The sequence below is a fragment of the Methylobacterium sp. 1973 genome, from assembly GCF_040545035.1.
GTDB lineage: Bacteria > Pseudomonadota > Alphaproteobacteria > Rhizobiales > Beijerinckiaceae > Methylobacterium > Methylobacterium fujisawaense.
Genome location: NZ_JBEPLA010000005.1, coordinates 36853 through 56389, shown reverse-complemented (window position 1 = coordinate 56389; position 19537 = coordinate 36853). Strand labels below are relative to the sequence as shown.

Here is a 19537-nt window from a genome sequence, read left to right as displayed (position 1 = left end):
GCAGGTCAGCGTCGGAGGGCTGACCCATGTTCGGTAGGCGACACGCCGGCGGCACATCGGTGGCCCCCCCGCCGATCCCGCAGGCCCGGACCCCGGCGCCGGCCACGCCGGTCCTGCGCGATGCGGCGGCTCCGGTCGCGCGTCCGGCACAGGCGGCGCCGGTCGTCGTCGAGACCGCGCGGTCCGAGGATTATTACCGCACGAAGAGTCTGATCTTCGGCGCCCTGATCGAGGCGATCGACCTGACGCAGCTCTCGCGCCTCGATGCCGAGACGGCGCGCGAGGAGATCCGCGACATCGTCACGGAGATCATCGGGCTCAAGAACATCGTCCTGTCGATCTCCGAGCAGGAGGAGCTGCTCGACGACATCTGCAACGACGTCCTCGGCTACGGCCCGCTGGAACCGCTGCTCGCCCGCGACGACATCGCCGACATCATGGTCAACGGCGCCCATCGGACCTTCATCGAGGTCGGCGGCAAGATCCAGCTGACCAGCGTCCGGTTCCGCGACAATCAGCAGTTGATGAACATCTGCCAGCGGATCGTCAGCCAGGTGGGCCGGCGCGTCGACGACGCCTCGCCGATCTGCGACGCGCGCCTGCCGGACGGGTCCCGCGTCAACGTCATCGCGCCGCCGCTGGCCATCGACGGCCCGGCGCTCACCATCCGCAAGTTCAAGAAGGACAAGCTGACCCTGGAGCAGCTCGTCCGCTTCGGGGCGATCTCGCCCGAGGGCGCCGAGGTTCTCAAGATCATCGGCCAGTCGCGCTGCAACGTGGTCATCTCGGGCGGCACGGGCTCGGGCAAGACCACGCTGCTGAACTGCCTGACCGCCTTCATCGAGCACGACGAGCGGGTGATCACCTGCGAGGACGCGGCCGAGCTGCAGCTCCAGCAGCCCCATGTGGTCCGCCTGGAGACGCGGCCGCCCAACATGGAGGGCCAGGGCCAGGTCACCATGCGCGATCTCGTCAAGAACTGCCTGCGCATGCGGCCGGAGCGGATCATCGTCGGCGAGGTGCGCGGACCGGAAGCCTTCGACCTGCTCCAGGCGATGAACACCGGCCACGACGGCTCGATGGGCACGCTCCACGCCAACAGCCCGCGCGAATGCCTGTCGCGTATCGAGTCGATGATCTCGATGGGCGGGTTCACCCTGCCGTCCCGGACCCTGCGCGAGATGATCTGCGGCTCGATCGACGTGGTGATCCAGGCCATGCGCCTGCGCGACGGCTCGCGGCGCATCACCCACATCACCGAGGTGCTCGGGATGGAGGGCGACGTCATCACCACGCAGGACGTCTTCCTCTACGACATCGTCGGGGAGGACGCGAACGGCAAGCTGATCGGGCGCCACCGTTCCACCGGCGTCGGCCGGCCGAAATTCTGGGAGCGGGCCCGCTACTACGGCCTGGAACAGCGGCTCGGCGAGGCGCTCGACGCCGCCGAGATCATCGACCGGAGCTGAGCGCATGCCGGACCTGCCCGCCGCGGCCGCCGGCGCCTCCAACCTGCCGCTCGCCGCGGGCCTCATCGGCATCGCGGTCGCGGCGGTCGCCTACGTGGCTGTCCTGCCCCTGCTCGGCGGCGAGCGCCGGGCGAACAAGCGTCTGAAGTCGATCAGCGTCTCCGCCTCCGGCGCGGCGACCCGGGGCGTCGCGGTCAACCGGCGCGAGCAGGTCGCCAAGACGCTGAGCGAGATCGAGGCGAAGGCCAAGGGCGCCTCGAAGGCCAGCGTGGAGCTGAAGCTCGCCCGCGCCGGCCTCGGATGGACGAAGCGGACCTTCTATACGATCTCAGCCGCCAGCGGCGGCGTCCTCGGGCTGCTGATCTTCGTGATCACCGACAATGCCCTCGCGGCGCTCGGGGCCGCTTTCGCGGGGGGCTTCGGCCTGCCGGCGTGGCTGCTGCGCCACCTGCGGCTCAAGCGCATCGCGAAGTTCAACAAGGAGCTGCCCAACGCCGTGGACGTGGTGGTCCGCGGCATCCGAACCGGCATCCCGGTGGGCGACTGCTTCCGCATGGTCTCGCGCGAGGCCGAGGAGCCGGTGCGCAGCGAGTTCCGGACCGTCGTGGAGACACAGGCCATGGGCCTGTCGCTCGGCGAGGCGTGCACGCGGCTGTTCGAGCGGGTGCCCACCGCCGAGGTGAACTTCTTCGCCATCGTGATCAACATCCAGCAGCAGTCGGGCGGCAACCTGTCGGAGGCGCTGAACAACCTGTCCACGGTGCTGCGCGACCGCGCCAAGATGCGCGGCAAGGTCCAGGCGATGAGCATGGAGGCCAAGGCCTCCGCCTCGATCATCGCCTGCCTGCCCTTCGCGGTGGCGGGCATCACCGCCCTGACGAGCCCCGACTACATCTCGCTGCTCTGGACGACCGATACCGGAAAGGTCGCCCTGGTCGGCGCGGCGATCTGGATGTCCATCGGCATCTTCACGATCAAGAAGATGATCGCGTTCGAGTTCTAGGCGCGGTGCGCCCTCTGCCGGATACCGCCCGATGATCGAAGACATTGCCGAGAAGCTGTTCGATCCCCGCTTCATGGGCACGCTCCTGACCGCGGTCGCGGCGGCGGCGACCGCCTACGCGGTGGCGCAGCCCTTCCTGGAAACCGACAAGCTCAGCAAGCGGATGAAGCTCGTCAGCGACGAGCGCGAGCAGATCCGGCGGCGCGAGCGGGTGAAGGCGGACGGGCCGGCGACCCGGGCCACGCTGCGCGTGGAGCCGAAGGCCTACATGAAGTCCATCGTCGAGCGGTACCAGCTGCGCCGCTGGCTCGGCACCGACACGGCCAAGCGCATGCTGATGCAGGCAGGCTATCGCGGCCCGGGGTCGGAGACGGCGTTCCTGTTCTTCCGGTTCGTCGTGCCGCTCGCCTCGGTGATCGCGGCCCTGTTCTACCTGTTCGTGCTCGAGGTTCTGGATTCGTCCTACCTCGTGCGGTTCGGGCTGGTGGTCGGCGCGGCCTATGCCGGCATCAAGGCGCCGGAGCTGTTCCTGGTCAACGCCGCCAAGAAGCGCCAGACCGAGATCCGAAAGGCGTGGCCGGACGCCCTCGATCTCACGCTGATCTGCGTGGAATCCGGCATGGCGATCGAGAACGCCTTCCGGAAGGTCAGCACCGAGATCGCCACCTCCTCGGTCGTGCTGGCCGAGGAACTCGCCCTGATGACCGCCGAGATGTCGTTTCTGCCCGACCGGCGGCAGGCCTACGAGAATCTGGTGCTGCGCACCGGCCTCGAGCCGGTGAAGTCCGTCGCCACCGCGCTGATCCAGGCGGAGCGCTACGGCACGCCGGTGGGACAGGCGCTGCGGGTGCTGAGCCAGGAGAGCCGCGACCTGCGCATGAACGAGGCCGAGAAAAAGGCGGCCGCCTTGCCGCCCAAACTCACCGTGCCGATGATCTTGTTCTTCCTGCCCGTGCTGTTCGTGGTCATCATCACCCCCGCCGTCATCCAGGTCATGCGGACACAGTGACGGCCGGGACGAAGAGACGCTTCGCTCAGCGGATGCGGCCGGGCCGGGTCGGCTCGAACACGATGCGGCGGTGATAGGCGCACCAGCTCTTGCCGTCGGACACGGGTGCCCCGCAACAGACGGCTCGGTCGTTCGGCTCACCGATAATGTACTTGCACACGAAGGCTCCGGACTGCGCGAAGGGCACGCGCAGGTCGGCCGACGGCTCCTCGACGGTCTCGGCGTCGCCAATCTGGGACATACGGACGAGTTGATTCATGGCGTTGATCGGCTCAATAAGTATCCTGCTCGGTGGATCATGCACCCCGGCAGACAAGGGAAGTTTGAACGCGTCTCGTTCAGGCGACGGACCCGGCGCGCATCCGCAAGCGGGGCGCCCGGGTCGGCCAACACGATGCCGGCCGGACGACCGACGCGATTGGCGTCATTATGTTGTCGTAACTGGGGTTACGGCTCTTTAAAACAAGACCAGCCTGCGTCGGGTGCATCGGACCACGGTGCGGGATGCGTAGCTCGGCGCATTCGCGCATCGCTTCGATTGGCATTGGCCGGGCCTGACGAATCCGCCGGACGCTCGCCTCCGAGCCTGTCCCGGGCGTGCAACGCGGTGCGACCTGTGGTTCTGTGAGCCTGCAACGCGAACAGAGCCGGATCCGCTGACCATGGCCCACGCGCCCCTCGTGTCACCCGAATGGCTGCACGACCGCCTTCAAGCTCCCGACATCGTGGTCCTGGACGCCTCCTGGTACCTGCCGGCCGCAGGCCGGGACCCCGAGGCCGAGTATCGCGCGGCCCACATTCCCGGCGCCCGCCGCTTCGATCTCGACGCCATGAGCGACACCGAGTCGAGCCTGCCGCACATGCTGCCGCGGCCCGAGGTGTTCGCCGCACGGATGCGCGCCCTCGGCGTCGGCGACGGCATGCAGATCGTGGTCTATGACGGTCAGGGCCTGTTCTCGGCTCCGCGCGTCTGGTGGATGCTCAAGGCCTTCGGCGTGCGGGACGCCCTGGTGCTGGACGGCGGCCTGCCGGCCTGGATCGCGGCAGGCTACCCCACCGAGGAAGGCGAGCCGCACCCGCACGAGCGTCGCCACTTCTCAGCCCGCCTCGATCACGGCGCGGTGGCGGATGCGGACGACGTGGCGCGGGCGCTGGAAACCGGGTCGGCTCAGGTGGTCGATGCCCGTTCGGCGACACGCTTCCGCGGCGAGGAGCCCGAACCCCGGCCCGGCGTCCGACCGGGGCATATGCCGGGCGCCTGCAATCTGCATTACGCGGCACTCCAGCGTGACGGCCGGATGAAGACCCCGGAGGAATTGAAGTCGGTCTTCGCCGAGAACGGCGTCGATCCGGACCGGCCGATCGTGACCACCTGCGGCTCCGGCGTGACCGCGGCGATCATCGCGCTCGCTCTCGAGACCATGGGCCGCCCGGCGCGAAGCCTCTACGATGGCTCCTGGTCGGAATGGGGCGCCGATCCGGCCCGCGCGGTCGCGACGGGCGCTTGAGGAAAACGGGCGCCTGAGAAGCGGGCGGGCCGCCAGAAACCTGCCCTCGGACATGGCGGGCTGCCGCCGTGTCCGGACCGATCTGATCGTGTCCTTGAAACCTTCGTGGCAGATTTCGATATATCGAATGCGCCTGCGGTTGGGCGCTCCACGGAGAAAATCATGCCGCTTCACGACACGATCGCCCTCTCGGGCACCATCCGGCACGTCTTCGCCCATCGTTTCACCCTCGAGGCGGGCGGCGAGACACATCTGGCCGATCTCGGCCCGAAGGGCGTGGACGCGTTTCCGATCACGAGCGGGCTGCACGTGACCCTGGAGGGCGAGCGCCGTCCCTCGGAGATCAAGGTCACACGGATTTCGGCCGCGGGCCGGGATCCGGTGGAGATCCACCACAAGAAGCCCCACCACGCCCCCGGCTCCAAGCGGGCGGATGGCCCCGCCGATCCCGCGCATGCCCTCGCGGCGGCGGCCTCGGCGGGTTGGATGGTCGTAGACGCGCCGCGCCGCAAGCCGAAGCATTTCGAGGTGCTGGCGCGCCGGCGCGAGGGGGCCGACACGGAACTGCACATCGATTTCGGCGGCACGATCTACAGGGAGAAGCCGGCCGATCGCGCGAAATGGGCTGCCCCGGCCTGAGGGCCGCAGCCCGATCCCCCTCCGCCGCATCGCCGATCGGTGCGGCGGAGCCGGTCGCCTCGCGTCGAGGACACACAGCCGGGCGATCCTTGACTCGGGACGCCCGCACCCCGCGCCGGATCTGCCCCGACCGGGTCAGCCGGGCAGCGCACAGTCTCCGCACATCACGCTGTCCGACGGTCCGGCGGCCCTGCGGTCGGGCGGCGTTCTATGCCGCCCGCACCGCGCGGCGCTGGTCGGCGGCGCTCCATTGCATCAGGCCGATCATCACCGCGATGGTGGCGATGTAGACCAGACCCTGCAGGGCGGTCGGGCGGTCCGTGTAGCCGACCAGGGCGTGCAGGACGCGGCCGGGCCAGGAATTCTCGGCGATCAAACCGGAGCTGTTCCACAGGGTGTGGCCGAGGACGTCCACCACGCCGGCATTGCTCAGAAACTGCGCGGCCTGCGCAGCCAAGCCGGCCGCGAGGAAGATGATCAGCACGCTCGTCACCGAGAAGACGTAGCGGCTCGGAATCGAGGCGAGGCCGAGATAGGTGACCGCCGAGAGGAGCACGCCCGCACCGATGCCGGCGACGGCGCCGAACTGGATGTCGGCCCCCGAGGTGCCCGAGGCCACGAGGCCATACAGGAACAGCACCAGCTCGGCGCCCTCGCGCAGGATCGCGGCGCCGATCACGATCGAGAGGGCCGCCGCCTCCCGCTCCCCCGATCGCACCGCCGCGCCGGCGGCGCGCAGCTCGCCCGCCAGTTCCTTGCCGTGCTTGCTCATCCAGGTGTTGTGCCAGACGAGCAGCAGCACGGCGACGATCAGGACCGCGGCGTTCAGGATATCCTGCCCGCTGCCCTCGAAGGCATCGGAGATCTTCTCGGCGAACAGCGCCACCAGGGCGGCACCCGCGAGGCCGCCGGCAACGCCGAGCAGGACCCAGCGCATCCGGCCCGGGATGCCCCGGGTGGCCGCCAGCACGATGGAGATGATGAGGCCTGCCTCGATGACTTCGCGGAAGGCGATGACGAAGGCGCCGATCATGGCGGTCTCCAGGGGTTATGCGAGAGCGTGAAGCACCGCGCGCGGACCGCGCGCTACCAGATCCAGAACAGGAGCACCCAATTGGCCACCGACAGGGCGGCCGCCCCGGCGATGCAGGCTGCGGCCGCCACCCGGCGGACCCCACCGACGGCAAGCCCCGCCACCTGCCAGGCGAGCCAGACGCTCCACAGGCTCGCGCCGGCGAGCAGGGCCGTGCGGATCTCCGCCACGTAGGGGATCACGATGCCGTCGCCGCGGAGGAACGTGACGGTCAGCGCCGACAGGCCCAGGAAGACGCCGCAGCCCGCCACGGGGATCAGCGTCTGGGTCAGGTGGTGGAAGCGGCGCAGGGACCAGCCCCCGAGGGACAGGGTCGCGAGCGCCACGATCCCCGACAGGGCGAGCCCGAGGACGATCGTCGCGGCGCCGATGTAGGCCAGCAGCAACCCGCCGTCGAGGAGGGTCATGACGTCGTTGCGGTCGGGGTAGTTCGTCAGCACGAACCAGGGCGCCGAATGCTCCAGGGGCCACGTGGTCCCGCGTTCGATGAGCCACGTGGCGGCCCATTGCTTGGCGTCGACGTACCAGGGACTCGACGACCACTGGAAGGCGCCGACCGCCAGCGCCAGCATGCCGAACAGGATCAGCATGGTCTGGTCGAGGCTGGGCTCCTCGCCCGCAACGCGGACGATCTCGTGATTGGGGGAGCGCAGGGCGAGGCGCACGGCGCCGCGATGGCCGCTGCAGCGCCCGCACATATGGCAGGCGCCCGCGCCGCGCATGGTCTTTACCGGCACGAGGGGCGCGCAGTTGAAGCTCTCGGTGCCCCCGACGGGCTTGGGCGAGACCGCCCAGGCGGCGCTGTCGACCTGGAAGCTGACCGGCGCCAGCTTCGACAGCACCGCGAAGACGCCGTTGACCGGGCAGAGGTAGCGGCACCAGACGCGCTTGTTGCGCCCGTAGAGCAGGCCGACCACGATCGCCGCCAGCGTCGAGCCCCCCAGGACCGCGAGGACCGGCTTGGGATAGCCGTAGACGCTGGTCATCTGCCCGTAGACGGTGGTGCCGGCAAAGGCCACGAAGGGCCAGCCCTGCCAGGTGATCCAGCGCGGCACGGCATAGCCGCGGCTCCAGCGGCTTGCGAATTCGCTGAGCGCGCCCTCGGGGCAGAGCACGCCGCACCACGCACGGCCGACCAGGACCATGCTCACCAGCACGAACGGCCACCAGATCCCCCAGAACGCGAACTGAGCGGCCAGCGTCAGGTTGGTCCAGATATGGGCGGCGTTGTCGGGGAGCGGCAGCAGCGCCGGAACGATCACCAGAACCGCGTAGACGGCAACGATCAGCCATTGCACGGCCCGGATGATCCAACCGTACCGGCGCAGCCCGTCGCCGAACCGGGCCAGCGCACCGTCGATGACGGATCGACGCGGCGGAACACGGCTCAGGGCAAGGGAGGCTGGCGCTGTCGTCGACGCGCTCATTTGGCCACCAAAGTCGCCTTCGCCTCCGGGTGGAAGTCGTCGAACACCTGGTAGGTGCCGGCATCGAGGGTGCGGAACACGATCGCCGAGGTCGAGCCCGCGGCCAGCGCCTTCTCGCGCTTGAGTTCCGTGCTCTCGAACTCAACCGGGCTCTGGCCGGTATTCGAGATCTCCAGCTTGAACCGGGTGTTGGCCGGCACCTCGATCACCGCCGGAAGGATCACCCCATCGCGCATCTCGACCTTGATGACCGGCATGTCGTCGGCCCGCGCGGACGCGACGGCGACCAGCAGCACGGCGGCAGGGGCGAGGAAGCGCGACAGGCGGGACACGGACAGCTCCGGCAAATTCAGTAGGCGCCCTTCTTGCCGACACCGGCGAAGGTGAAATCCTGCGTAACCGCGAAGGGCTCGAACCACGGACCGACCCCTGTCTCCTTGTCCACGTGGCGACCGAAATGGCTGTCCTTGCCCGGGGGCGCGACCATTACTTTGAGGCGATAGCGGCCGGGGCCGAACAGCTTGACGTTATCGCCGTAATGCGGCCCGTCATTGGCGACCATCGGCATCAGCACCCCCGACACCGTCTGGTCGGTGGGCTTGTCGCCATCGAGCTTCACCGCCTCGAACCGGACGTCGAGGGCCGGCACCCAATCCCCCTCGGCGAAGCCGTTGCGGTTGTCCTTGGCGGCGCGGATATCGGTTTCGAGGTGGATGTCCGACTTGGCGGCCTCGCGCATCATGCCGGGGGGATCCATCTCGATCGGCTGGAGATAGACGGCGGCGACCTCCAGGCCGTTCTGCGTCACATGCGGACCGATCGGCACTTCCTTGGCCGTCGCGGCGCCCGCGAAGGCGAGGAGCGAGGCCGCGGCGAGGCCGCGGAGAAGCGGAGTGATGTGCGACGCATGCATGCGGTCGCACATAATCCACCCCGCTCGAAGTTCAAACTGGAATCGCATCGATCTCAAATAATAACAATTCTAATCTGAGACCACCTTGGGGAGCCATGATCGTATTCGCATGTCTTTCCGGCACCAAGACGCGGTCATTGCAAAAGCTCACGGAGATGTTCGCTATACGATGACCCTCTGCATCTTGACCGAGACGGCGGGACCGGGATTGTCATTCCACTGCCATGCCGAGCGTCGAGGATGGCGGGCGGAACGGAGATGACTTGCGAGGCGGCCTGTGGCGAGAAGGCGCACCCTGGCTTGCGCGATGCCAAAGACCGTTTTAGCAAGTGCTATACTTTTTTGTGAGTCGGATGAGAACCCGTTCCGTGCCCCTGGTCCGCACCGCAGCCCTCATTCTGACGACGCCCCTTCTCGTCCCGGTCGCCGCGCGGGCGGCCGACTTCGCCGCGCCGCGCCCCGACGCCACCCGGCCGACCTACACCGACTGGTCGGGCGGCTATGTTGGCCTCGAGGGCAGCGCCGGCGGATCCTACGGGGCCTACAATTTCGGTCCGACGACGATCGGCGGCCGGCCGATCCCGGCCTTCAAGAGCGGCGATTCCACGGGCCGCAGTGACCAGGGGCGCAACGCCACCACGGCCGTGGGCGGCGTGTTCGGCGGCTGGACCTGGCAGGCCGGGCCGTGGGTCTACGGCATCGAAGCGAATCTCGATCTGGCGAATCTGAAGCGTCCGGTCCCCGCGACCGTCGCGGGGTTCGGCTACGCGGATGCGGATCCGGCCTTCAACGTCGTGCGCGCCAAGACGAATCTCTACGGCGCCCTGCGTGCCCGACTCGGCTACAGCTTCGATCGCTATCTGATCTACGGCACCTTCGGGCTCACCGGTGCGAACGCCCGGTTTCTCGCCAGCTATCCGGATCTCGACACGGGCAGCCAGACCACCGCGCAGCGGGAATTGGGCTATGTCGGCTTCACCCTGGGCGCGGGCGTGCAATACGCCATCACCGACAGCCTCGCCCTGGGCATCGACTACCGCTACATCGATCTCGGCGGTAGCCGGCGCTTCCCGCTGGGCGTGGTGCCCGGCGACACGGGTGGACCGGTCACGACCCGGGCGAGCTTCACCTCCAACCAGCTGTTCGCACGGCTGATGTGGTTTCCGGGCGGCTTGAAGGTGCCGCCGGACCCGGACGAGACCGCTCCGCACGACCCCGACAACGGCGATACCGGCCGCTTCTCGCTGCACGGGCAGACGACCCTGATCGCGCAGGCCGTGCCCGGCTTCCGCTCGCCCTACGAGGGCGCGCAGAGCCTGATCCCCCATCAGGCCCGGCAGACCACCACGGCGACGATCTTCCTCGGCCTCAAGCTCACCGACAGCACCGAGATCTACTACAACCCCGAATTCAGCCAAGGCTTCGGCCTGTCGCGGACGCTAGGCGTCGCCGGCTTCGTCAACGGCGAGGCGCAGAAGGCGGGCGCCCCGTTCCCGAAGCTGCGCTCGAACCGCTACTACGTGAAGCAGACCTTCGGGCTGGGCGGCGAGACCGTGGATGTTCCGGACGGTCCGAACCAAGTGGCCACCCGTTACGATGCCGAGCGGATCACGCTGATCGCCGGCAAGTTCGCGCTGGGCGACTTCTTCGACGGCAACATCTACGCGCACGACCCGCGCGTGGACTTCTTCAACTGGTCGCTCTGGGGCGCCTCGGCCTGGGACTTCCCGGCGAACCTCCCGGGCTTCACGCAAGGCGTCTACGCCGAGTACAACCGGCCGGAATTCGCCATCCGCGCAGCCTACACGCAGGTGCCCAAGGAACCGTCGAGCGACGTGCTCGACCCGCGGGTGTTCCGGCGTGCGGGGCTGAACGTCGAGTTCGAGGAGCGCCACGTCCTCCCGTGGCTGGAGCAGCCCGGCAAGATCCGGATCGGGCTGTTCTCGAATGTCGGTGTCTCGGCCAACAACCGCGACGTGGTCACCCTGACGCAGCTCGGCCTGTTCGACGACATCAACGACGCCGTCGCGGCGACAAGGCGCCCCCGCCGCAAGACCGGCGGCTACATCAACCTGGAGCAGGGGCTGACGCCGGAACTCGGGCTGTTCGCCCGGGCGAGCCTGAACGACGGGCGCACCGAGAACATCTCCTTCACCGACATCGACCGGAGCTTCTCCGGAGGCCTGTCGCTGAAGGGCAAGGCCTGGGACCGGCCCGACGACACGATCGGCATCGGCGCCGCGATGAACGGGCTCTCGCCCTCACACCGGGCCGCCTTCGCGGCCGGCTACCTCGGCCTGCTGATCGGCGACGGGCGGCTGAATTACGGCACCGAGCGCGCGCTGGAGACCTACTACGCCCTGAACCTCACGAAATTCGTCACCCTGACCTTCGACTACCAGTTCATCGACAATCCCGGATACAATCGCGACCGCGGCCCCGCGCATTTCTTCGCCTCGCGGTTGCACGCGGATTTCTGATCGGCGCGGCCGGAGGCATCGGCGGCATGCCCGATCAGTCCGCAGCCTCGGTCACGGTGGCCCCGAAGAACGCCTCGAAGGCGGCGCGGAGCTGCATGTCGACCTCCGGCAGGCTCACGGGCAGGCCGAGATCGACGAGGCTCGTCACCCCGTGCTCCCGGACGCCGCACGGCACGATCCCGTCGAAATGCGCGAGATCGGGCTCGACGTTCAGGCTGATGCCGTGGAAGCTGACCCAGCGGCGCACCCGGATCCCGATCGCCGCGATCTTGTCCTCGACGCGAGGCCCCTTCTCGGGCCGGCGTACCCAGACGCCGACCCGATCCTCCCGGCGCTCGGCGCGGACATTGAAGGCGGCGAGCGTCTCGATCAGCCACGCCTCCAGGCTCGCCACATAGGCGCGCAGGTCGCGGCTGCGCCGGTCGAGGTCGAGCATCACGTAGGCGACCCGCTGGCCGGGGCCGTGATAGGTGTATTGCCCGCCCCGGCCCGTGGCGTGGACCGGGAAGCGGTCCGGTGCCACCAGATCCTCCGGTCGGGCCGAAGTCCCGGCCGTGTAGAGCGGCGGGTGCTCCAGCAGCCAGACGCATTCGGGCGCCGCGCCGCGGGCGATCGCCTCCACACGCGCCTCCATCCAGGCGAGGGCGGCCGCGTAGCCCACGGGCGCGTCGCTCACGCGCCAGCCCACCGGGCCGGCGACCGGATCTGCGCCGGGCCGCTTCGGGAAGGCGTGCGGGCGGACCGTGAGGCGGGGCGCGTTTACCAAGAGTTCATCATCCTGCGTCGATGGTCGCAGCCTTCAACATTCGCGGCCGGCGCTGGCAAGGACCGGCCGTGAGACAGGATGGCGGCTGGTGGCGATCTTCGAGACCCTGAAGGTCGATCTGACAGTGGTGCTGGGCCGCGCCCGCATGCCGCTGCACATGCTGCTGCGCATGGGCCGCGGCGCCGTGATCGAGCTGGAAGCCAGCGACAGCGACATGGTCGAGATCCTGGCCAACGACCACCCGATCGCCCGCGGGCAGATCGTGGTGACCGGCGACCGCATCTCCGTCGAGGTGACCGAGCTGATCCGCAAGGCGGCCTCGATCGTGGAGCCCGGCATCAGCATCGGCGACGGCGCGGCGCCTTTCCTGGAGGGCGGCTACGATTCCCCGTGAGCGAGGCGCTTGTCGGCGGCGGAACGATCTGTTATCCGCTGCGCCGCGCGACACGAAAGCGGCCCCGGGTTTTCCCGCGGCGCGCGACGGTCGGGCAAACGGACCGGTCTTCGCGTCCGATGCGGCCATGGCGGAATTGGTAGACGCGCTAGCTTGAGGTGCTAGTCCCGAGAGGGGTGGAGGTTCGAGTCCTCTTGGCCGCACCACATTGTTTCGGTTGCCCCGGATCTGCGGCAGCCCGGATGTGGTGCAAGACAGGGCGGTGCGCCGCCGATTGCGACACAACATCAGAGTAAGCCGATCCGCTCTGCGGAATCGCGGCCCGGTCCCGATCGACCGAAAGCTCGGGCGCCCTGGCGCTGCGGGAGGCGGAGAGCCATGCCCGGATCGCCGGCCGTGTTCGCGGGCTCGACGGAGCACTGGTACCGGTCCGCGTGGCCCTCGGCCTGATCGCGCCGCAACCCGGCCCTGCATTGACTTCGCAGTCGCACAGCCGCATATCGGCGCTGCAGCGTCAGCGGCCGTCATGGCCCGCTTGAGGGGGCTGCGTGACGGATCGGGCGCCTTCCCGGCGTGATCCGGCCCCCCTCTTCATAACGTGCATGCACCCGGGCCGCCCCATCACGCGGGCTGCCCCCTGCCAACGGACCGGCCCCAACACGGCATCGATCGCGTGCGACGCGAGGCGCCCGGCCGGCCCTGCTGCATCGGATACATCCTTGACCCAATTCACCGATTTCGGCCTCGCCCAGCCCGTGCTGCGGGCGCTCAGCGAGGCCGGCTACGTCGCGCCGACCCCGATCCAGGCCCAGGCGATCCCGCCCGCCATGGAAGGCCGCGACCTCTGCGGCATCGCCCAGACCGGCACCGGCAAGACCGCGGCCTTCGCGCTGCCGATCCTGCACCGCCTCTCGCTCTCGGACCGCCGCGCGCCGCGCCGCGGCTGCCGGGTGCTGGTGCTCTCGCCCACCCGCGAGCTCGCCAACCAGATCGCCGAATCCTTCTCGGATTACGGCCGTCACCTGTCCTTCACCAACACGGTGGTGTTCGGCGGCGTCACCATCAGCCGGCAGGAGCGCGCCCTGGCGCCGGGCGTCGACATCCTCGTCGCCACCCCCGGCCGGCTGATCGACCTGATCGAGCGTCGCTCACTGATCCTCGACGGCGTGGAGATCCTCGTCCTCGACGAAGCCGATCAGATGCTCGACCTCGGCTTCATCCACGCCCTCAAGCGCATCGTGAAGATGCTGCCCGAGAAGCGCCAGAGCCTGTTCTTCTCGGCGACCATGCCGAAGAATATCGCCGGCCTCGCGGCGCAGTATCTCACCGATCCGGTCCAGGTCGCGGTGACGCCCGTCGCCACCACGGCGGAGCGGGTCGACCAGCAGGTGATCTTCGTCCACACCGGCGCCAAGCAGGCGCTGCTCGGCCACATCCTGCGCGATCCGGCGATCGAACGCGTCCTGGTCTTCACCCGCACCAAGCACGGCGCCGACCGCGTCGTCCGCGGGCTCGACAAGGTCGGCATCGCGGCGGCGGCCATCCACGGCAACAAGAGCCAGCCGCAGCGCGAGCGGGCGCTGGCGTCCTTCAAGGACGGCTCCTGCCGGGTTCTGGTCGCCACCGACATCGCGGCCCGCGGCATCGACGTCGAGGGCGTGAGCCACGTGGTCAATTTCGACCTGCCGAACGTGCCGGAGAGCTACGTCCACCGGATCGGCCGCACCGCCCGGGCCGGCGCGGACGGGCTCGCCATCTCGTTCTGCAACGACGAGGAGAAGGCCTACCTGCGCGACATCGAGCGGGTGACCCGGCAGAAGGTGCCGGTGGCGGGCTTCCCCGAGGGCTTCACCCCGCCGTCCCGCCAGGAGGCGGCCGAGATCGCCCGCGAGGAGGAGCGCCGGCCCGAACGGCAGCAGCAGCGTCCCGGCGGCGGCCGCCAGGGTCAGCGGCCCCGGCAGTCGCAGGGCCGTCCCCAGCAGGGTCGGCCGGAGGGTGGCCGCGGCTTCGGCGGTCCCGGCCAGGGTGCGCCCCGGCAGGGCCGGCCCCAGGAGGGCCGGGCCGACGCCCGCGGCGACGGGCGGGGTCATGCCCCGCAGGGCCGCGACGTCCGCGCCGACCGGCCGGCACGACCGCAGGGCGAGCGCCCCAACCAGGGCCGTCCGAACCGCGACGCCCGGCCCCAGCGGGCCGATGCCCGGCCGCGCAGCGGCGGGGGCGGCGGCGAGGGTCGCAGCATCGGCTGGCTGGAGCGGGCGCCCCGCTCCTGAGCGTCACATTCGAGCCGCCCGGGACGGATCCGTCCCGGGCGGCTTTCCATTTCAGCGCAGGCCGCGGCCGCGAAGCCGCGCCGCGCGGCGATCAGTTTCCCCCTGACGCCCGTGACCATGCCTCGGGCCCTTGCGGCCCCGCACGCGGCGAGGGCGCCGCCGGCCGGATGGCGGGCGGGGACGCCCCGCGACCCCGTCTCCCCATGAGGGCTCCGCTGTCCCCGCGCGCGCAGCGACGCACGCCAGCCGGCACCACATCCCCGGCTGTGACGCTGCCCCGGCTCCCGTCGCTGCGCGCGGTTCCCATCACAGGACTCGGTCAGTTCGCCCGCGAGACCTCGACGAGGTTGTCGGAGAACGAGGGGGCGTGGCCCATATCGGTGAAGGCCGCCGACGAGATGCTGTTGACTGTCCCCTCGTTGAGCTGGCGCCAGTAGCCGAGGGTCGCCACCACGATTCCGTGCGTGACGTCGTCGGTGACGCGCGCGACGCCCTTGAAGGCGCCCCGGGCATTGGCGACCTGGACGCGGTCGCCGTCGACGATGCCCCGGGACTCGGCATCGGCCGGGCTGATCATCACGAACTGCTCGCCCTGGCCCTTCTGCTTGTCCGCCATGTTGGCGTAGCAGGAATTCAGGAAGTAGTGGCTCTTGGGCGAGACGATGTTGAGCGGGTAGCGCTTGGCCAGCTCCGGATCGTTCGCGTGCGATTCCCGCGCACCGACATAGTCGGGCAGCGGGTCGAGGGGTTCGCCGGGCTGGAAGCCCTCGTACATCTGCCGGAACGGCGGCGCGACGAAGTTCGTGGCGCCCTCGATCTTGAGCATGCACTTGCCGGTATCGGTCGGGAAGTTGCCCTCCCGGTGCGGGGCGCGGTCGTCCGGCGTGCCCACCTTCAGGCGGGCGAAACCATGCGCGCGCATGTAGGCGAGGTCGATCCCCGCGCAGGCGGGCGAAGCCCAGTCGACGTAGTGCTCCAGGCACTCCGCGTCCGACCATTTGAAGTTCTCTTCCTCGAAACCGAACCGGGCGGCGAGCCTGCGGAAGATCTCGTTGTTGGGGATCGCCTCGCCGGGCGCCTCCGCGCACTTGGTGTTGTAGGTCAGGTAGAGGTGGCCCCAGGAGAGGATCATGTCCTCCATCTCGGCGCCCATCGCGGCCGGAAGCAGGATGTCGGCGTAGGCGGCCGTGTCCGAGATGAAGTGCTCGGCCGAGACCATGAACAGGTCCTCCCGCATCAGGCCCGCGACGATCTTGTCGGTCTCGGGGGCCTGCGTCACCGGGTTCGAGTTCCAGCACATCATCGACATGATCGGCGGGTCGAGCTTCAGCTCCCCGGTGAGCGCGCGGCCGATCTGCAGGTTCGAGACGACCCGGGTGCCCTCCGGGATCAGGTCGGGCCGGCACATGACGTCGAACTTGTAGGGATGCTCCCAGACCGGGAACTGCGTGACGCCGCCGCCGACATGGCGCCACGCACCGGTGAGCGCCGGGATGCAGGTGACCGCCCGGATGGTCTGGCCGCCGCCGAAATGCCGCTCCAGCGCCACGCCCATGCGGATGCCCACCGGCTGGGCCGTCGCCATCTCGTGGGCGAGCCTGCGGATGTCGGCCGCCGGGACCCCCGTGATGGACTCCGCCCATTCCGGCGTGCGCGGGGCGGCCCGCTCCTTCAGATCGGCGAAGCCGATCGTGTGGTTGTCGACGTAGTCCTGGTCGACGAGGCCCTGCGCGATGATCGAGTTGATCAGCGCCATGGCGAGGGCGCCGTCGGTGCCGGGCTTCGGGGCGATGTGCCAGTCGGCGGCCTTGGCGGTGCGCGACGCGTAGGCGTCGATGACGACGACCTTGGCGCCCTTCTTCTGTGCGTCCTTCACGATCGCCCAGTGGTGGAGGTTCGTGCTGACCGAGTTGCAGGCCCAGATGACGATGTACTTGGAGTGGATGTAGCTCTCCGGATCGAGGCCGGCGGTCGGCCCGACGGTGAGGAGCCAGGCCGTGCACGAGCCCTCGCCGCAGAAGGTCCGCTCGGTCACGGTGGCGCCCAGGCGGTTGAAGAAGGCGTCGCCGCCGTTCAGCCCGTGCACGAGGCCCTGGTTGCCGAGATAGCTGTAGGGGGCGATGGCCTGCGGCCCGTACTGGTCGATGATCGCCGTCCAGCGGCTGACGATCTCGTCGAGCGCCTCGTCCCAGGTGATGCGCGCGAATTGCTTGGAGCCCTTCGGGCCGACGCGCTTCATCGGGTAGAGCACCCGGTCCGGATGATAGTGGCGCTTCTCGTAATCCTTCAGCTTCACGCAGAGGCCGCCCCGGGTCATCGGGTGGTCCGGGTTGCCGCGCACGCTCAGAAGCTCGCCGCCCTTCACCTCGAACAGCATGGAGCAGGTGTCGGGACAATCATGCGGACAGGCGCCGTAGAAGACCTCTGAGACGGCCTCGGCCTGGACGATCTCGTTCATCGTTTCCTCCCTGACCGGCCGCAGGCGTCTCGTTATTATGCGTGTTTCTCGGCGCGGGTCGGGGCCAGCCTATATCGGGAAGAAGAAAAATTCTAATTCGAGCGCGGTGCCCGGTCCGTGCCGGGCGGACGCGCGGGGTCAGCCCTCCGGCAGTCCAGCGCGGCGCAGGCCCTCGTAGATGCGTGCCCGCTGGGCCAGGAAGGTCGGATCGGTGGAGGTCAGGCTTCGGTAGCGGGCGAGGGTGTAGCCGGGGCGCAGCCTGAGGAACTCGGCGAGGGAGGCCCGCGCCTCCACATCCCGGCCGAGCCGCGCGAAGGCGCAGGCGAGATAGAGGTGGGGGAAGTCGAAGAGCGGGTTCACCGCCGCCGCGCGGCGCAGCGGCTCGATCGCCTCCTGATCCTGCCCGAGATGGAGCTTGGCCAAGCCGTCCCGGGCGAGCCACGCCCCGAGCAGGGGATCCTTGGGGCTGAGGCGGATGGCGGCGGCGATGTCGCGCTCCGTCTCCTCGGCCCGTCCGAGGAAGATCTGGATGAGGCCGCGATAGGCGTAGGCCCGGGCGAAGCTGGGATTCAGGGTGAGCACCCGGTCGAACGCCGCGAGGGCCTCCGCGTAGCGCGATCGGGCGCGCAGGGTCTCCCCGCGCAGGTAATGCGCGAAGGGATGTGTCGGGTCGCCCTGGAGGACCGATGCGATCGCCTGCTCGGCCGTGTCGAGATCCGCCGTCCGCTCGGTCGTCCAGCCGTTCAGCACCCCGTCGACGAGCACCTCGGCGAGCCCCAGGCGCGCATCGACATTGGCCGGATCGAGGCCGAGCGCGCGCTCGAACAGCGGGCGGGCCTGGGCGTGGTTGTCGCGGGCGAAGGGCCGGTTGAGCAGCGCCTGTCCGCGCATGACCAAGTCCACCGCATCCGCCGGCTGGCCCGACCGGGCCTGCGTGGCGGCCTCGAGAAGACGCACGCCGAGGGCGCGGCCGACCTGGGCGACGAGGACATCCTGCGCGGCGCCGACGGCGGTCCGCGGTCCGTCGTAGCGGTCGGCCCAGAGGGCGGCGCCGGTCTCGGAATCCGTCAGTTGCACGGCGAAGCGCACCTGCTCGCCGCTCTGCCGAAGGCTTCCCTGCACGACGTAGCGGACGCCGAGTTCGCGGCCGACGGCGCGCGGCTCGACGGGCCGCCCCCTGTAGGCCTGGGCCGTACCGTGCGCGATGACGAAGGTTCCCGGGGCGCGGGCGAGATCGGCGGAGAGATCCTCGGCGAGCTGCTCGGCGAGGTAATCCTGGTCTGCTTCGCCGCTCTGGTTCGCCAGGGGCAGGACCACCAGGGACAGCCTCGGGCGCAGAGGCTCGCCCGGCCCATCCGTGCGCTCGGATCCGACGAGACGGGGCCAGGTCAGAGCCAGCCCCGCGGCGGCGAGGACCGCGACGGCGCCGAGCGTCGGCCGGAGGGCGGCGCGGGCGCGGCCCGCCCGGATGGCGCGCGACGTCCGCTGGTCGGGAGGCGGCACGGCGTAGACGCGCACGGGGCGTGCGATGTTCTTGAGGCGCTGCGGGCCGAGATCGATGAACGGGATTTCCGAGAGACCACGAACCTGCAGGTAGGCGGCTTCCGAAAGCCTCAGGGCACCGGGCTCGGCGGCGCTCTGCAGACGCGCGGCGATGTTGACGCCGTCGCCGAAGAGATCGCCGTCATGCACCATGATGTCGCCGAGATGGATCCCGATGCGGAGACGGAACTGCGCGGCCTCCCCCTCGGCCTCGGCGAGGGCTCGCTGGATCGCCACCGCACAGCAGACGGCATCCATGACCGAGGCGAACTCGGCCAGAACGCTGTCCCCGGCCGTGTTGGCGATCCGTCCGTGACGGGCCGCGATCATCCGGTCGACGATCCGCCGCGTGGCCTGGAGGGCGCGCATGGCGCCGCTCTCGTCGGCATGCATCGCCTTCGAATAGCCGGCGATGTCGGCTGCGAAGATCGCGGCCAGCCGGCGTTCCGGAACCGACCATTCCGATGCGCTGGACAGTGCCCTGTTCTCGCTCATCGCGATCCGTTCACGCCACGGCGACCCGGCAAGCCCGACCGTGGCCGCGTGATTCGCCACCCGCAGCGATG

Annotated in this window: 16 protein-coding genes and 1 tRNA gene; 9 read left to right on the top strand and 8 right to left on the bottom strand. The window is 69.6% G+C overall.

Features of this window, described 5'->3' with window-relative positions:
• Positions 1–26 precede the first annotated feature (26 nt).
• Genes ABIC70_RS11530 through ABIC70_RS11520 form a run of 3 tightly spaced genes read left to right on the top strand, consistent with a single transcriptional unit; the run spans position 27 to position 3481 of the window.
• Positions 27–1469, top strand: coding sequence for a TadA family conjugal transfer-associated ATPase (locus ABIC70_RS11530; protein WP_043759097.1), 1443 nt, complete (start codon positions 27–29; stop codon positions 1467–1469).
• 4 nt (positions 1470–1473) lie between these two features.
• Positions 1474–2472 (top strand): type II secretion system F family protein, encoded by a 999-nt coding sequence (locus ABIC70_RS11525; RefSeq protein ID WP_043385699.1) that lies wholly within the window; start codon positions 1474–1476, stop codon positions 2470–2472.
• 31 nt (positions 2473–2503) lie between these two features.
• A complete protein-coding gene (locus tag ABIC70_RS11520; RefSeq protein WP_043385697.1) occupies positions 2504–3481 on the top strand; it encodes a type II secretion system F family protein in 978 nt (325 codons plus the stop codon).
• Positions 3482–3506: 25 nt separating this feature from the next.
• On the opposite strand, the gene ABIC70_RS11515 is transcribed toward ABIC70_RS11520, so the two are convergent.
• A complete protein-coding gene (locus ABIC70_RS11515) occupies positions 3507–3740 on the bottom strand; it encodes a GcrA family cell cycle regulator (RefSeq protein ID WP_020095642.1) in 234 nt (77 codons plus the stop codon).
• 403 nt (positions 3741–4143) lie between these two features.
• Here ABIC70_RS11515 and sseA point away from each other — a divergent pair, with 403 nt between their 5' ends.
• Together sseA and ABIC70_RS11505 are read left to right on the top strand one after the other, a co-directional pair.
• Positions 4144–4989 carry a 3-mercaptopyruvate sulfurtransferase gene (gene sseA, locus ABIC70_RS11510; RefSeq protein ID WP_111473628.1) on the top strand — a complete coding sequence of 282 codons (846 nt, stop codon included), beginning with the start codon at positions 4144–4146 and terminating at the stop codon, positions 4987–4989.
• A 162-nt stretch (positions 4990–5151) separates the two neighbouring features.
• Positions 5152–5628 carry a hypothetical protein gene (locus tag ABIC70_RS11505; RefSeq protein ID WP_354439759.1) on the top strand — a complete coding sequence of 159 codons (477 nt, stop codon included), beginning with the start codon at positions 5152–5154 and terminating at the stop codon, positions 5626–5628.
• Positions 5629–5836: 208 nt separating this feature from the next.
• On the opposite strand, the gene ABIC70_RS11500 is transcribed toward ABIC70_RS11505, so the two are convergent.
• The 4 genes from ABIC70_RS11500 to ABIC70_RS11485 are packed head-to-tail and all read right to left on the bottom strand — an operon-like array spanning position 5837 to position 9061.
• The gene (locus ABIC70_RS11500; protein ID WP_043351362.1) at positions 5837–6661 is read right to left on the bottom strand and encodes an FTR1 family iron permease; all 825 of its coding nucleotides are present in this window, start codon (positions 6659–6661) and stop codon (positions 5837–5839) included.
• Between the two features lie 53 nt (positions 6662–6714).
• A complete protein-coding gene (locus ABIC70_RS11495; RefSeq protein WP_043385688.1) occupies positions 6715–8148 on the bottom strand; it encodes a 4Fe-4S binding protein in 1434 nt (477 codons plus the stop codon).
• Entirely contained in the window at positions 8145–8480 is a 336-nt protein-coding gene (locus ABIC70_RS11490; protein ID WP_043351359.1) for a cupredoxin domain-containing protein, read from the bottom strand. Before ABIC70_RS11490 ends, ABIC70_RS11495 begins: the two co-directional genes overlap by 4 nt.
• Before the next feature lie 17 nt (positions 8481–8497).
• Positions 8498–9061, bottom strand: coding sequence for an iron transporter (locus ABIC70_RS11485; protein ID WP_354439758.1), 564 nt, complete (start codon positions 9059–9061; stop codon positions 8498–8500).
• A 353-nt stretch (positions 9062–9414) separates the two neighbouring features.
• Between ABIC70_RS11485 and ABIC70_RS11480 the strand changes: the two genes are divergently transcribed.
• Positions 9415–11541: a carbohydrate porin gene (locus ABIC70_RS11480; RefSeq protein ID WP_354439757.1), complete on the top strand. Its 2127-nt coding sequence runs from the start codon at positions 9415–9417 to the stop codon at positions 11539–11541.
• 34 nt (positions 11542–11575) lie between these two features.
• Here the strand turns inward: ABIC70_RS11480 and lipB are convergent, their stop codons facing one another.
• Positions 11576–12307, bottom strand: coding sequence for a lipoyl(octanoyl) transferase LipB (lipB, locus tag ABIC70_RS11475; RefSeq protein WP_354439756.1), 732 nt, complete (start codon positions 12305–12307; stop codon positions 11576–11578).
• 88 nt (positions 12308–12395) lie between these two features.
• Between lipB and ABIC70_RS11470 the strand changes: the two genes are divergently transcribed.
• The 3 genes from ABIC70_RS11470 (at position 12396) to ABIC70_RS11460 (ending at position 14971) form a co-directional block, all read left to right on the top strand.
• The gene (locus ABIC70_RS11470) at positions 12396–12701 is read left to right on the top strand and encodes a FliM/FliN family flagellar motor switch protein (RefSeq protein ID WP_043351350.1); all 306 of its coding nucleotides are present in this window, start codon (positions 12396–12398) and stop codon (positions 12699–12701) included.
• Between the two features lie 121 nt (positions 12702–12822).
• Positions 12823–12907 (top strand) — tRNA-Leu (locus tag ABIC70_RS11465).
• A gap of 513 nt (positions 12908–13420) precedes the next feature.
• Complete coding sequence (locus ABIC70_RS11460) at positions 13421–14971, top strand: DEAD/DEAH box helicase (RefSeq protein WP_043759103.1); 1551 nt, start codon at positions 13421–13423, stop codon at positions 14969–14971.
• Between the two features lie 319 nt (positions 14972–15290).
• Here ABIC70_RS11460 and ABIC70_RS11455 read toward each other — a convergent pair whose 3' ends face one another.
• Both ABIC70_RS11455 and ABIC70_RS11450 read right to left on the bottom strand, forming a co-directional pair.
• The gene (locus ABIC70_RS11455; protein WP_043350130.1) at positions 15291–17429 is read right to left on the bottom strand and encodes a molybdopterin-containing oxidoreductase family protein; all 2139 of its coding nucleotides are present in this window, start codon (positions 17427–17429) and stop codon (positions 15291–15293) included.
• A gap of 138 nt (positions 17430–17567) precedes the next feature.
• Positions 17568–19466: a tetratricopeptide repeat protein gene (locus ABIC70_RS11450; protein ID WP_354439755.1), complete on the bottom strand. Its 1899-nt coding sequence runs from the start codon at positions 19464–19466 to the stop codon at positions 17568–17570.
• Positions 19467–19537: the final 71 nt, after the last annotated feature.